This is a genomic window from Candidatus Baltobacteraceae bacterium (assembly GCA_036488875.1).
Classification (GTDB): Bacteria; Vulcanimicrobiota; Vulcanimicrobiia; order Vulcanimicrobiales; family Vulcanimicrobiaceae; genus JAFAHZ01.
Genome location: DASXGW010000012.1, coordinates 163,025 through 176,797 on the forward strand (window position 1 = coordinate 163,025; position 13,773 = coordinate 176,797).

The window sequence follows — 13,773 nt, forward strand, 5'->3', positions numbered from 1 at the left end:
CGAAGGCGCCGCGCCCCCTGCTTAGGAAGACTTCATACGATGCACTCGCCCCCGGGGCCGGACGAGACGCCGCTTGAGCGGCGTTATCTCACGTTTTTCGCCGAAGTGGGCTCGATCTTCGGCGAGGCGCTGCCGTACGACGCGACCTTGCAGCGCATTTGCGAAGCGGCCGCCCAGACCGTTGCCGATACCGCGACGATGTATCTTTTCGACGACAACGACGAGCTGCAGGTGGTTGCGGCGGCACACGTCCTTCCCGAGCGCTCGGAGCGTTTGCGCCACCGTACCGTCGCCCTCATGAACGATCCGCAGGGGCCTCGTACGTGGTTTGAGGCCGCCGTGCGCCGCGCCAAAAGCCTGCTGATACCACACATCGACGCGGATACCGTGAAATCCGCGGGCGGCGGCGCGCAGTACGTTCAGTTCATCCTCGACACCGGCGTTCGGTCGTTCATCATCGTCCCGCTCACCGCGCAAGACGAAGTGCTCGGTGCCATCGCGTTGGTGTACACCGACTACAGCAACCTGCACTACAACTCCGACGCACTCGATCTGGCCGAAGATCTTGGACGGCGCTGCGGCGCCGCCATCGCGACGGCAAAGGTGCACGAGACCGCGATGAACGTCTCGACGCGATTTCAACTGGCGGCCCTTCCGAAATCCGTGCCGCAAGTGCCGGGTTTCGAGTTCGATTCGTTGTACGAACCGGCTTCGCATGAGATGCTGGTCGGAGGCGACTGGTTCGATGCGTTCGAGCTTCCCAACGATCGCTTGGGCATTTCGATCGGCGACATCTCGGGTCACGGCGTCAATGCGGCGGCCTTTACGGGAAGCCTGCGCGATGCGCTTCGGATCGCGATGCTCATGGAACACGATCTGCTCAAGGTGCTCGACGCCGCCGACGTGCTCATCACGCAAGAAACCGAGAAGGGCATCTTTGCAACCGCCCTCATCGCGGTCGTCGACAAGCGCCGGCGCACGTTGAGCTGCGTAGCGGCGGGTCATCCCGGACCGCTGTGCTGGAACCAACGGGAGCAAGTTGTGACGGATCCGTTTATCGAGCGTGGATTGCCGTTAGGTTACCGCGACCTGTGCGCGTCGCAGCAATCGGTTCAAACGATCGGCTTAGAGCCAGGGACGTTCGCGGTATTCTTCACCGACGGCCTAGTGGAAGCCGAACACGACTATCTGCGCGGACAAGAGCAACTCGTCGAAGCGATTGGTTGCCGTTCGGTTCGCGAGGCCGCGCATCCAGCGCGCGAGATTCGCGCCCTTCTTACGCCCGGTCCCCATCCCGACGATCTCGCTCTCCTGACGCTGCGCTCCACCTAACCTCGACTTTACGGCCGAATCCACGATCGTTCCCGAGTTTACCGAGCTCAAGCAAAATCAACGTCAGTCTCTCGAAGTGGCGAAATCGGGATGGTGGACTGAAAGTTAGTTGGCGAGGAACGTAATCTTAAAGTTCCTCGGATTCCAGACCGCGACGAAACTGCTCACGTCGCAGTGGTCGTCGCTTTGGAACGCATACGCAAGACCCTGAAGCGAATTTGCGTGCATGTAGCTCGAGAATAGGTTGGTCGTCGGATCCTTGTACCAGTTCTTCATGTTCTTGCACCACGCGCCGTCCGGATTGGTCGTGAACGTCGTATCCGTGAGCATCACGGATCGGTTGAAAGCGGCAATGAGCGTGCCGAAGATCTGCAGGGCATAGTTCTGCTGTAGACTACCGTCGGTGCCGCATCCCTTGACGCAGAACTTGAAGTTGTTTTCGAAGACGTCGACCGTTACCGGCTTTTTCCAGGCCATCGGGACGAGACCGAGGGTATTTTTCTCGGGTGTGAAGATGAACTGCCCGTTGACGACCTTACCGGTCCACGCGACCTTCTTCTGCGAGTTCGGCGGGGGGTCGGCGATAAACGTCAGGGTCGCAGTTTGGTACTTGTCCCAGACGGCGTTTACGTACTTGTCGTAGTAATTTGCCGCGAAAATCGGCTTCGGAATGTTCTTTGAAGTGTAGGCGGCAATTCCGGTTCCCGGCGCAAGTACGCGGTTCGTACCGGGCAGGACCAGATTTTTATATGCGTCGTTCGCCTGAATTTGCTTCACGAACTGCGCGGCACCGCCGGGTTTCCAGCCCCGCTTGTAGCTCGCGGCGGTCTTGGTCCCCGGAATCACGCCGCTGACGGCAAAATCCATGGGAAGATTTGCGCTCTGCAAGGTCGAGACGTTAAGGTTGAACCGTCCGCTCGTTGCTCCCGTTTCGGGAACGTAAGTGAGCTCGTAGAAATCCCATTTGGTTCCGTAGTTTGCGTCCTTCGGAACGGCAGGATTCGGCGGAATGATCCGTTTGTCGGCGCCAACGGTCAAGAGCAGCGGTTTCGCAAACGAAACGTACAGGCGTCCGCCGTTGAGTTCCGGGATGACGAACGACGCGGCAGAGCCGGCGTTCAAACACATGGCGCTCGACGGCTTGCTCGACTGGACGCTCTTTTTTAGCGCGCCTTTCGCATCGGCCAGATACAGCGGCGTTCCGTTTACCGGGTCCAAGCCATAATAGCAAAACCAGATTTTTGTCAGCGGCGTGCTGTTCTGGTCGACGAACGTCAGCGTAGTCGACGACCCTGCCGCGCGCTCTCGCAACGTCGGGCTAAATCCGGCTGGCGAACCGGGAAGCACGTGATTTCCCCCGCCACAGGCAGCCAGGGCCGCGATTAGGGAAGCGACGATAATACGGCGATCAAAAAGCATCCGTTGACTCCTCTTTACGACTTGGGACAGGGCAGCGGTGTCGGCACCGCCTTGGGGATGGCCCCGGCGAACGGCGGTATCTGCTGAATCGTGACTTTGAGCACCTGCGACGGTTGTGACGTGAAGGTCGGGCCGTAACCGCCGGGCTCGTCGTATGCCAGCGCGTACGACAAATGCTCGATCATAGAGGCGTGCACGAGCTGGGAATACTTGCTGTCCTCTTTCTCTTGGTAGAAGAGCTTGAACGGCGGACGTTTACCGGCCGGAAAATCCGTTTGCCACGTCCCGATGGGATGTACCGCGTCGGAGAGGATCGTGCCGCGGTTGAAATCGATGACCATCGCTTTCCAGAGATAGAACTCTGTTTGATCCTTGAAGATCGTGCCCGGGCCGCCGTAGGGCATCGCGAATATCGCGCTCTGGCAAATGCCGCTATCGACGACGCCGGTGCCTTTGAGCGTATTCCAGATGGGCATGGAGTACGTCGGATTCTTGAGCGGTTTTTTGCAGGCTGCGGGGCCCGCGACCGTATAGAACAGTACATTTGCCGTGCCGTCCGAACTCGCGCAGAATGTTTTGGTCGGTACGTCGATGAGGTGTGCCGTGGTATACGGCCGCGGCTTGGCCTTGTACTGCGCCAGGACGTAACCGACGTAACCCGACGGGCCGGCGGTGCCGGTGTATTTGGCGGCGTACATGTAGTCTTGCGGGAATCCCCACACGCCGCCGTTCTGGGTGGCAAGAATGCCGCCAAGCACTTTATGTTTGTTGACGACGGCCGGAAACGCCAGTCTGCTCCAGTAGGGTTTGGCGGCGAGTACGCCGTCGAGCAGCGCTTTGTATTGCGCGCCGGACGCGAAGCCGATGTTCGCCGTCCCTTGCTGCAGCTGCAAGGGCAGTCCGACTTTGTTGACTTGCGTTACGTCCGTAATGCCGTGTGGAAGCGTGTATTCGATGTAATCGTAGGGCAGCGCGACGAAGAACGACGAGTTCCAATCCGTTACCGGTCCCGCGTACGAGCCCGTGCCCGTACCTTTAAACGGCAACGGGTTGGGGATGCCGCCGCCGGGAGCCGGCGTGGCGTACACGAGGTATAAGTTACCGCTCGTATTGGCCGTCGTCGGCGGCGGAAGCGCGAACGTCAAGCCCTTTCCCGCTCCAATGCTGCCGGGAAAGCACACGAGGGGAATGGCGGGCGCGCTCACGCCGTTTTGGAAGGTCGCGAGCGTGCCTGCTTTCGTCAGGTATTGATGGCCGCCGGCTCCATTATCGAATCCCGTGACGAGATATAGATAGAGTTGCGCGCCCAAACTCGCGTTGCGATCGAAAAACTGAACGTTCTGCGGCGCGCTGTTTTTGTTGCCTTTGCCTGCCGCGAAGCCTTTGCAGTAGGCCGGCACCGCCGCTTGCGATCGGGCTACTTTCCAAGCGTTAGCGGGCGGCGGTAAAACCGAGCCGCCGTGGTTCACGCAGGCGCAGAACACCGTGGCTACGGCAATACAAGCAGACCAAAGCTTCAAAACCGCTCGCACGCTTGGCTCCTCTTCAACACAGACGAAAGCACTCACCCGCCAAGTTGCATGCTTCGGAGGCCGGGTACTAAAACCCGTTCATCGACGTCGCGAACGGCGGCCGCGCGAAGGAACCGCCGCACGCGTCGACGTTGAGATGTTTCGCGGTGCCGGCCAACACGAAGTCGACCTTGAGCTTATCGATGCACGGCGTTTCGAACCCGTGTGACGCTCCCTTCACCAGGGCGCGCCGGCCGTTGGGAAGATATTGCAGCTCCACCTTGCCGTATCGTTGCGGGCTGGTTGGATCGTCGGTGCCCGAGACCATTAGCACCGACACGTCGCTGCGAACCGGCTGATTGAAATCGGCCGAGACCGGCTCGACGTTCCAAATCTTACACGCGCGCTGCTGCGCGCGCACGCGCGCATCCCCTTCGAACGAACCGGCGCTGGTGCGCGCGATCTCGTCGTCGGTGATGAACGGGATATCCTCGGCGCAGGTCACGGAGAGATTGAGGCCCGTACCCAAGATCGACGCCAGGCCTTGCGTGGTTTGGTCGATCATACGGCCCAACGGAACGTAGTCGCCGCGATACGCGCGTTCGACGATATACGGAACGTACGCGGCCGGCCCGGCGGTATAGAGCGTCTGGCGCAGCCGATCGGCAAAGACTTCCTTTGAAAGCGCAACCTTTTGCGACCGTTTCGTGACCGGGTTTTGAATCGTGATCTCGAGGGGGCCGTCGTCGAAACGCCGTGCGAGCGCCGCAAAATGTGCTGCGAAGGCCGGAAAGTTTCGGTTGCACTTCAGGTCGCTTTTGCACGACTCCGCCAATGAGTTCATCGCGAGCTGCGCGCCGTAGGCGTCTTCCAGCGGAATAATCAAGATGTGCGGCGGGGCGACGCCGTCGAGGATCGCGCTTTCCACGTAGCCTCGATGACGGCGGATATACACCAAGTAGAAATACGTACCGTACGAGTTCCCGTCGAGCACGAGCTTCGGGTAGCCCATGGCCGCGCGGAAATCGTCGAGATCGTCGGCGGCCACGTTCGTGGTGTAGAGGCTGAGGTCGGCGTTGCGCGCTAAACGGGCACGACACGCAGTCAACAGCGAATCGGGCCAGGTCTGCCGGAAATACAAATCCGGATGCGCGCGCGGCGCGAGATCGCACTGCTGGTAATGCGGTCCGCTCGTGCCGCGATTATCGAGAAACGCGATGTCGTAACGGTCGCGCAGGCGGTCGATTTCCTTGAGGAACTGACCGTCGGCGATGAACGAGGCGAACTGCGTCGAGCCTGCACCCGGACCGCCCGGGTTCCACACTAATGCGCGACCGTTGGGATGACGCGCGTTGAGAATCACCACCGGCAGCGCGATCGTTCGACCCGACCGTGCGGCGCGGTCTTCGTAGACCACGAACGTGCCGCAGCGCGAGGGCACCTTCGTTTTTCCGATCGTGCACGGGGCAAGATGCAGTCCCACAGCGCCCTGCGGCAACGGTGAAGCCGCCGCGCCGACGAGAAAGGAAGCTGCCAGAATCGCTAGGCTTGACGCTCTCATGGCGGGATTGTATCACTGAAACCTTCGCTGAGCGCGCGCGGTCGTGAGACGCATGGATCACCCGATTAGGCTCACGCCCGCGGCAGGGCGCGTCGTCGTGCGGCACGGCGACCAGACGATCGCCGATTCGCGTAATGCGATCGCAATGCGCGAGATGGACTATCCGATCGTTCAATACGTTCCACGCGGTGACGTCGACATGTCGCAGCTGGAGCGTACTACCCACTCGACGTATTGACCCTATAAGGGCGAAGCCTCGTATTACAGCATTCGAGGCGGCGGCAAACGCTCCGAGAACGCCGTTTGGTCGTACGAGAACCCCTACTCGGCGGTCGCCGAGATCAAAGATTACCTGGCTTTCTATCCCGACCGCGTCGACGCAATCGACGTTACTTAAGAACCGTATACGAGCCGCTGCGGCGCGGATCGGCAACGATTCTATAACCGGGCGCGAGCTTGAGCCTCCACCCCGTACCGCCGATGACGCGACCGCCGGGCAGGTTCGGCACGGCAACCCGCACCGTTTTGAAGTCGGTCGTGACGAGGGCGTTGCCGCCGGTGACGTCGAGCGAGCCCCACGGCGCCGCCACGCTCACCGTGTGATAAACGGTGCCGAAGCGATCGAGCGTTTCGATATCGCGCGGGTCAAAACGAATGTGGAACTTCACGAGCGGCAGCGACAGCGTCGCACCTTCCACGAGCTCGCGCGTGTAGGTTTTGTCGAGCGCGGCCTTGCGCGCGGCGCGCGCCGCTTCTTGCGCCTCGATCGCCTTTCCGCCGTAGCGCGCGAGCGCCGCTTGCGCTTGTACGGCGCTCAGCGTCTCGACGTCCAGTCCGTAGTCGCGCATCGTTAGAAGGGCGACGTCGCTTGCGGGCGTGATGCCCCGCCGCCAATCCGATCGCGCGGCGTCGAGCAGTTCGGTATATGCGGGCCCCGTTGCGTACGCAAACGCGCGCGCATAACTCGGCTGTTTTTCGACAAAGGTCATGTCGTAGAGCGCGTACCGGATGCGGCGATTGGGCGGGAGGCCGGCATCTATGCCCGTGCCTTCGGCTAAGCCTTCGAGCACGTCGAGCTGCCGCTCGCGCGATCCCGTGGTGGCCGAAAGCATGTGACGATACAGGCGCATCGTTAGTGCATCGCGCAGAGCCTGCGTCCGAGCTTCTCCACTGCTCTGCAACGCGGCGCGCAGCGCGTGCAGCTCGCCGCGCAGCCAGATTCGTCCGGGCTTCGTGTCGAGGAACTCGTCGCCGGAAATGCTGCCGGTATCGGCGTTACCGTTAAAACCGAGCTTGGGCTGCACGATATGAAACGACTCGTGCATCAAGGTCACGGCCTGCGTGTCGGCGTCGCCGAACATCGGCCATTGAATCTGTGCCCAATGCCTGCCGGCATAGGTAAACGGCGCGTTGGCGACTTGCGTCCCGGCCGGTAACGTGAGGCCAAAGAGCTTGCCGTCGCGCGTCGCTCCAGCGACGTCGCGGTTTGCGACGGCTTGCAGCGTGTTGGGATCCGCAAGCATGATCGGCACACAGAGCGACACGCCCCACAGGCGTCCGTTATCCGCGGCGCACAGCGCGTTTGCCCGCAGGAGCACGGCCATGGCTGCGGCGGCCGGAATCACGGCACGATCCTCACGATCCGGACGTTCTTGTCGCCGGCGACGTAGACATTCCCGCCCCGCGACGGATCGTCCGCGGGAGACGCCCGCGCTTCGGCGTACGTAGTTCCCACTATGATCGATTGCCGTTGTCCTCACGCGCCGTACTCGCACCGCGTTTATCGCGAGGCCAAACATTCGCTCGAGCGGCGAGCGTTTCTCGCCGCATTGGCCGCGACCGGCGCAGCACTGATGGTACCGTGGAAAGCGTCGGCGGCGTCGAACGTCGTCGTTCTCAAGGCGGCTCGCTTGTTTACGGGCACGACGCTCCAAACGCCGGGCGTGCTCGTGATCAAAGGCGATCGCATCGCGTCGATGAGCGAAGGCGACGCCGGCAGCGGCGCGACGACGATCGAGTTGGGCGACGCGACGATTATGCCCGGACTTATCGACTGTCATACGCACGTGTCGCCGTTCATCATGCCGTCGTATTACATGACGTTGATGTTTCCGAAGTACCGGACTGCCGACAACGTTCCCGAAGCGACGATCTACGCCGTACGCAACGCGCAGGCGATGCTTCGCAACGGATTCACGACGATCCGTGACGTCGGCGGCGGTGCCGGCATCGACTTGGCCGTGCGCGACACGATCGCCAACGGCGCGATCGTGGGTCCGCGCGTCTTAGCCGCCGCGCAGGCTCTTTCGATTACCGGCGGCCACGGCGATTCCAACGACGTGCCGGGCTGGGTGGAAGAGGATCCCAGCGTGAAAGGCGGCGCGATCGCATACGGCCCATACGCGTTCCGTGAAAAAGTCCGGGAGAACGTCAAGCTGCACGCCGATCTCATCAAGATTCTTTCGACCGGCGGCGTGCTGTCGTACGGCGACACATGGGACATTCCGCAGTTCAATCTCGACGAAGTCCAAGCCGTCGTTGAAGAGGCGACGAAGTTCGGGCGCAAAGTTGCCGCTCACGCGCACGGCGATCCCGGCATCGCGATCGCGGTCGAAGGCGGCGTGCATTCGATCGAACACGGAACCGGGGTCAGCGAAAAAACGCTCGTGAAGATGCAGCAGCGCGGCACGCATTTGGTACCGACGATTTGGGCGCTGGATTCGATTCTGCAGCCGGGCAATCCGAATCACATTCCGCCGTCGTCGGTGCAAAAGGCCGAGTACGCCGCAACGTTGCGTAACGAGGGTATGCACCGCGCGATTGCATCGACCGTAACGATTGCCTACGGCACCGATGCCGGCGTGTTCCCGCATCACGAGAACAACAAGGACTTTGCGTTGATGGCCGGCCTTGGAATGCGTCCGATCGACGTCTTGCGTTCCGCGACGGCAAACGCAGCCGAGTTGCTCGGCACGGCGGACCGCGGCGTTTTGGCGCCCGGCAAGTTTGCCGACGTGGTGGCTTTCAAGGGCGATCCGACGCGGCAGATGTCGGCGATGGAGAGCGCTCCGGCGCTCGTGATGGTCGGCGGACGAAAAGTCGCCGCAAGCGCAATGGTATAAAACCTATGGCCGAGCGGTTCTCCGTCGCCTCGAGCGCTGCTCTGGCGTTGCTCGTGGCCTGCAGCGGTCCCGTTTCGCCGACCGTGCCCGCGCGAGCATTCGCGGCGCAAGCGCGGCCCGATCTTGCGTACGTGCTCGAAAGGTGCTTTCGCCGCTCAACCACCTGCCCGAAAGCCGGCGGCTTCGTTCAGATTCTCGGCGGCGCGACCATCACGAACGGGATCCAAAATCCGGTTTCGATTGCGGTGAACCCCGCGACCGCGGAACTGTACGTCGGAAACAATCTCACCAAAGCGTTCGGGTCGGTGACGATTTATGCACCCGGACGGGTACGGCCGCAAAGTACGATCCCGCATATTAAAGGCGATCCTCACGCCATTTCGATCTATCGCACCGGCGACGCCTACGTGGCAAGCCAGTACGTGTTCCAGTGCTGTCAGCTTCGCAGCCGCGTCGCGAGCTATGCGGCCGGATCGTCAAGGCCGGTGCGCGAGCTGCGGGACCTCGGAGCCTTGGCAGGCGCACCAGCCTACGACGCGTCCGGACGGTTATACGTGCAGAACTTCGCCGTCTTTCCAGGGTGGATAGCCGTTTACGCGCCCGGAGAAAGCACGCCGTCACGACTGGTGCGCGACGGCATCGGATTTCCCGAAGGACTTGCCGTCATGCCCGACGGCACGCTGTTCGTCTTGAATCGGAAGTTCGACCATACCTCCGACGTCCTCACGTACGCGCCGGGAGGCGGCAAGGTCACTCGCAGGATCGCTACGGGATTCGATCGGCCGCTAGCCATCGCGCTCGATGCCGCCGGCAATCTCTACGTTGCCAACTTCGGCCGGCGAAAGCATTCCGGCAACGTTTGCGTCTATCTCGCGGGAACGTCGTCGGTCGCACGCGTCATCCGCACCGGCGTCGATCGTCCGGTCGATCTCGCGATCGATCGCTCCGGGCACCTGCTGGTCCTCAACGCGCCGGCGCACGGCGTCAACACCGTTACCGTCTACGCGAACGGCGGCTCGTCACCGCTTCAAACGTTTGCGTTAGCGCAATCCGCAACAACGCTAGCGTTGTAAATCTCGCCGGTTGGCGGTCGCCAGAAAGGTTGCCTCGTCGGACTCGAGCAGCAGGCGTTGTGCGAGAAGCTTGTCGTAGGCCGGGACCCATCCCAAGACGCGCAGGCAGTACTCGTCATCGCCGGAACGGATGTTAAACGCTTCGTACGGCCGCAGCGTATAGCGTCGTCCGCTGCTCGCGACGACGGTCAAGTGCCGGTCGTGCTGCCAGCAATAGCGTTGCGCGTCGTCGAGCTTCGACAGAAAGAGTCGCTTCGCGCGCAACCAGGAAACCGGTGAAATCGTCCCTTCGTTGATCGGGAGCACGAGAAGGATCGCGAGAGCAACCGAAACCGCCAGCAGCGCTAAGGCGACCGTCACCTCATCCACCGGCAAAGCGTGGCGTAACGATCACTTCGCAAGCGCGCGGATCGAAGGTCTTCAACACCTTCCCCGGCATCGTGGAGACGTCAAAGGCGGTGAACCCGCGTTCCATCAACTCGCGAAAACGCGTCTCGACGTCTTTGATTTGATCGGTGTTTTGGGGATCAAAACTCAGTTGGGTATCGCCGCGCGCGTCGAGGATGCGCAGCACGTGCAGTTTGGGTGATTTTCCCATCGTGGCCTTCACAGTTACGAAGTTATTGCGCGATATACCCCTCGCCCGCAAGGGCTAACTAGCGAGGCCGAGCTTCGGCAAGCATCACGCCGATTGCTCGGCATGCGTTTGCGGCGACGCGTGTAACTCCACTCGCTTCAAGCTCATGCTGACGAAAAAATGGTGTTTTGTTGCGGCGCTCGCTGCGACGCTTTCAACGCTCGCCGCTTGCAGCGGCGGCGGAGATAGCGGCTTCCCTGTAACGCCGAGCGTACCGGGTTCGGTTGACGGCGGTCCGGATATGCCCGAAACCACGGAGTCGGCAGAGCCGGCGGAATCGGCGGAGCCGGCGCCCGGGGGCGGTTCGGTCGTTCCGCAACCGCTCGGCACACCGGTCGTCATCGCGTCGAGCAATCCAAGCCCACTGCCGAGCGCGAGCGCCACGGGAAATACGGTGTTCGTTCCTCATGCAAGCGGCAGACCGATTGCCCCCGCCGTCCCCACGGCGGCCGCCTTTACGTTACGCAGCACGACGTTCAAAGACGGCAAGTTCGTGCCGCTAACGATGGTGCGCAAAGGCAACGGTTGCGACGGCGGCAATATGTCGCCGGAACTTCACTGGACCGGCGCGCCGAAAAAAACGAAGAGCTTCGCCGTTCTCATGTTCGACGCGACCACCAAGCTCGGGCATTGGGGGATGTACGGCATTTCGAAAACTTCGACCAGCCTTCCACGAAATGCCGCGACGGCTTCGAGCAAATACGGCAAGCAGGTCTTCAGTTACGACGGTCCGTGCCCGCCCCGCGGAAAGACGCACCACTACGTCTTCACGCTCGATGCTCTGGATACGGCGTTGAGCTTGTCGCCTTCCGCTCGCGTCGAAGACCTCAACGTCGCAATCCGCGGGCACGTTCTGGGAACCGCTTCGATCGCCGGCCTCTACAAAAAGTAGGAACGTAGTGGGCGATTGCCTGCCGCCGTAGAAGAGGACCGGTCCATGATTGCCGCACGCGAAGCGCTCCGGCGCTTTTCGGATGAAATCGTCGGCCGCCGGCGCGAGATCGCCGAGATCGAGCGGCTGCTCGAGGACGCGCGGCTGGTCACCGTGGCTGGCCCGGGCGGCATCGGAAAAACGCGCATCGCGGCCGAGATCGCATCGAGGCGCCGCAATCGCCGCGCGGCGGCAACGTTTGTCGAACTGAGTTCGATCAACGACGAGGCGCTCGTAGCCGACGCCGTCGCGTCGGCTGCCGGCCTGGAACTGCCCCCGCATCAGGAGCGCGCGCAGGCGCTGGCGACCGCGCTCGGGGATCGATCGGCACTGCTCGTTCTGGATAACTGCGAACAAATAAGCAAAGGGGTGGGCGCGCTCGTCGCGCACCTCGCCTCCGCGTGCCCGAACTTACACGTGCTCGCAACGTCGCGCGAGTCGCTTGGCATCGCCCACGAGTTCGTCTACCGCCTCGATGCGCTCGACGAATCCTCGGCCGTAGAGTTATTCGTCGCTCACGCGCGCCGCGCGAATCCACGCTTTGAGCCGAACGCGGCGACCGGACCCGCCGTCGCACGGATTTGCGCGCGGCTGGATCGCGTGGCGCTCGCAATCGAGTTGGCCGCGGCACGTACGCGCTCGATGACGCTCGAGCAGCTGCTCGAACATCTCGACGACCGCTTCAATCTGCTCTTGAGCGGAAGAAACGCCGACGTTCTGCGACATCAAACGATGCAGGCGTGTCTGGATTGGAGCTACGATCTGCTCGACGACCGCGAGCGAAAGGTCTTCAATCGCCTCGGCGTGCTTTGCGGTGATTTCACGCCCGAAGCCGCCGAAGCCATCGCGTCGGACCAGAACATCGGACCGCGTGACGTACTGCGCGAAATCGGGGCGCTCGTCGACAAATCGCTGCTCGTTCCCGGCGGCGATCGCACGCACTGCCGCATGCTCGAGACGATTCGCGAGTACGCGATCGTACGGCTCGACGAAAACGAAGGACAGGATTCGGCGCGGCGCGCGCACGCCCGGTACTTTGCCGGACGCAGCGCCGCGGCGGCGTCGAGCTTCGGGTTCGAACGCGAGGAAACGTGGCGCGAACGCTACGCCTTCGACCTCGAAAACTTTCGCGCGGCGCTCGACTGGACGACGCAAAACGATCTCGACGTGGCGACGCGCATCGTCGCGAACTTGGCGGAGTTTTGGGAAGTCAACACGCAAGTCAGCGAAGGTTTGCAGCGCTCGTCGACGGTCCTCGCGCACGTGGAAGCGCAACGCGGCAGCGTCGACGCCGGCGTTCTGCTGGCCGTCGCGCGTTGCGCCTTTTCGACCCGCGATTTTCGGCGCTGCCTAGAACTGGCCGAACGCGCCTTGACGCTCGCCGCAACACCGGCCGAAGTGGCTTCGGCCAATCATCTCGCCGGCGCGTCGCGCTGTCTGCTCGGAGTCGACGCGCAGCATAGCATCGCGCAGCTGCACCGCGCGAGCGACTTTTTCGAGACACAGGAAAACCCGTTCTACGCCACGCGAGCCAAACAGGATTACGCCTATGCGCTCGCCCAGCACGACCCTTCGGAAGGCCGCCGGTTACTGCTGGAAAGCATGAGCCGCGCCGGCGATTGGCCGCGCTTGGCCGGGCGCATCGAAATTCGCTTGGCCGAGCTGGAGTTCCGCACCGGCAACGTGCGCCTGGCCATCGAGCACGCGCGCAGCGTCGTTGACGGGCTGCGATCGAAGCACTCACCGCTGTCGCTCGGACACGCGCTCGTGAATCTCGGCTCGTATCTGAGCGTGGCCGGCGAATACGACGACGCGTTTACCGCCGCGTGCGAGGCGACGTCGATCGCCCGCGCGTGCGAGATTCCGCAGTGGGTCGCGATCGGCGTGCAAACCCTCGCACTCGTGCACGCCGCGCGAGGAAACCCCGCCACCGCATCGTTGCTGCTGGGCTACGTCGACGCTTTCTACGAGCGCTACGGCATGAAGCGCGAACCGACCGAAGGTGCGGTATACGATAAAATGCTGGAGCTTCTACCGCAGCGGCTCGACGCCGCCGCGATCGCGCACTACGTCCGCCTCGGCCGCTCGCAGTCTGAAAGCAAGGCCGTAGCCCTCGGCTGCTCGCGCGACTAGCCCGGCTCGATCCATTGGACGGACTGTGGACGGGGCCCGTGCGAAGATAGGTTC

Annotated in this window: 11 protein-coding genes and 1 pseudogene; 6 read left to right on the top strand and 6 right to left on the bottom strand. The window is 62.4% G+C overall.

Annotated elements, in window-relative coordinates:
- The first annotated feature begins 39 nt into the window (after positions 1 to 39).
- Positions 40 to 1,332 (top strand): GAF domain-containing SpoIIE family protein phosphatase, encoded by a 1,293-nt coding sequence (locus VGG89_13750; GenBank protein ID HEY1977612.1) that lies wholly within the window; start codon positions 40 to 42, stop codon positions 1,330 to 1,332.
- A 105-nt stretch (positions 1,333 to 1,437) separates the two neighbouring features.
- Here VGG89_13750 and VGG89_13755 read toward each other — a convergent pair whose 3' ends face one another.
- From VGG89_13755 to VGG89_13765, 3 genes are all read right to left on the bottom strand, one after another.
- Positions 1,438 to 2,751: a beta-1,3-glucanase family protein gene (locus tag VGG89_13755; GenBank protein ID HEY1977613.1), complete on the bottom strand. Its 1,314-nt coding sequence runs from the start codon at positions 2,749 to 2,751 to the stop codon at positions 1,438 to 1,440.
- Between the two features lie 14 nt (positions 2,752 to 2,765).
- Positions 2,766 to 4,151: a hypothetical protein gene (locus tag VGG89_13760; GenBank protein HEY1977614.1), complete on the bottom strand. Its 1,386-nt coding sequence runs from the start codon at positions 4,149 to 4,151 to the stop codon at positions 2,766 to 2,768.
- Between the two features lie 199 nt (positions 4,152 to 4,350).
- Positions 4,351 to 5,823, bottom strand: coding sequence for an alpha/beta hydrolase (locus VGG89_13765; protein ID HEY1977615.1), 1,473 nt, complete (start codon positions 5,821 to 5,823; stop codon positions 4,351 to 4,353).
- 52 nt (positions 5,824 to 5,875) lie between these two features.
- Here VGG89_13765 and VGG89_13770 point away from each other — a divergent pair.
- A pseudogene (locus VGG89_13770) lies at positions 5,876 to 6,220 on the top strand (DUF427 domain-containing protein).
- Here VGG89_13770 and VGG89_13775 read toward each other — a convergent pair.
- Positions 6,213 to 7,448 (bottom strand): hypothetical protein, encoded by a 1,236-nt coding sequence (locus tag VGG89_13775; protein HEY1977616.1) that lies wholly within the window; start codon positions 7,446 to 7,448, stop codon positions 6,213 to 6,215. The pseudogene VGG89_13770 and the gene VGG89_13775 sit on opposite strands and share 8 nt — an antisense overlap.
- Before the next feature lie 111 nt (positions 7,449 to 7,559).
- Here VGG89_13775 and VGG89_13780 point away from each other — a divergent pair, with 111 nt between their 5' ends.
- Positions 7,560 to 8,945, top strand: coding sequence for an amidohydrolase family protein (locus VGG89_13780; protein ID HEY1977617.1), 1,386 nt, complete (start codon positions 7,560 to 7,562; stop codon positions 8,943 to 8,945).
- A 5-nt stretch (positions 8,946 to 8,950) separates the two neighbouring features.
- Complete coding sequence (locus VGG89_13785) at positions 8,951 to 10,018, top strand: hypothetical protein (protein ID HEY1977618.1); 1,068 nt, start codon at positions 8,951 to 8,953, stop codon at positions 10,016 to 10,018.
- Here VGG89_13785 and VGG89_13790 read toward each other — a convergent pair.
- Positions 10,007 to 10,378, bottom strand: coding sequence for a hypothetical protein (locus tag VGG89_13790; protein HEY1977619.1), 372 nt, complete (start codon positions 10,376 to 10,378; stop codon positions 10,007 to 10,009). The genes VGG89_13785 and VGG89_13790 overlap by 12 nt on opposite strands.
- A gap of 1 nt (position 10,379) precedes the next feature.
- Positions 10,380 to 10,628 (bottom strand): hypothetical protein, encoded by a 249-nt coding sequence (locus VGG89_13795; protein ID HEY1977620.1) that lies wholly within the window; start codon positions 10,626 to 10,628, stop codon positions 10,380 to 10,382.
- A gap of 133 nt (positions 10,629 to 10,761) precedes the next feature.
- On the opposite strand from VGG89_13795, the gene VGG89_13800 reads away from it, so the two are divergent.
- A complete protein-coding gene (locus VGG89_13800) occupies positions 10,762 to 11,547 on the top strand; it encodes a YbhB/YbcL family Raf kinase inhibitor-like protein (GenBank protein HEY1977621.1) in 786 nt (261 codons plus the stop codon).
- Positions 11,548 to 11,592: 45 nt separating this feature from the next.
- The gene (locus VGG89_13805) at positions 11,593 to 13,719 is read left to right on the top strand and encodes an NB-ARC domain-containing protein (GenBank protein ID HEY1977622.1); all 2,127 of its coding nucleotides are present in this window, start codon (positions 11,593 to 11,595) and stop codon (positions 13,717 to 13,719) included.
- Positions 13,720 to 13,773: the final 54 nt, after the last annotated feature.

Excerpts from the sequence above, each read along its gene's own strand:
- VGG89_13750 (HEY1977612.1), top strand. The coding sequence starts at position 40 with ATGCACTCGCCCCCGGGGCCGGACGAGACGCCGCTTGAGCGGCGTTAT.
- VGG89_13755 (HEY1977613.1), bottom strand. The coding sequence starts at position 2,751 with ATGCTTTTTGATCGCCGTATTATCGTCGCTTCCCTAATCGCGGCCCTG.
- VGG89_13765 (HEY1977615.1), bottom strand. The coding sequence starts at position 5,823 with ATGAGAGCGTCAAGCCTAGCGATTCTGGCAGCTTCCTTTCTCGTCGGC.
- VGG89_13780 (HEY1977617.1), top strand. The coding sequence starts at position 7,560 with ATGATCGATTGCCGTTGTCCTCACGCGCCGTACTCGCACCGCGTTTAT.
- VGG89_13785 (HEY1977618.1), top strand. The coding sequence starts at position 8,951 with ATGGCCGAGCGGTTCTCCGTCGCCTCGAGCGCTGCTCTGGCGTTGCTC.
- VGG89_13800 (HEY1977621.1), top strand. The coding sequence starts at position 10,762 with ATGCTGACGAAAAAATGGTGTTTTGTTGCGGCGCTCGCTGCGACGCTT.
- VGG89_13805 (HEY1977622.1), top strand. The coding sequence starts at position 11,593 with ATGATTGCCGCACGCGAAGCGCTCCGGCGCTTTTCGGATGAAATCGTC.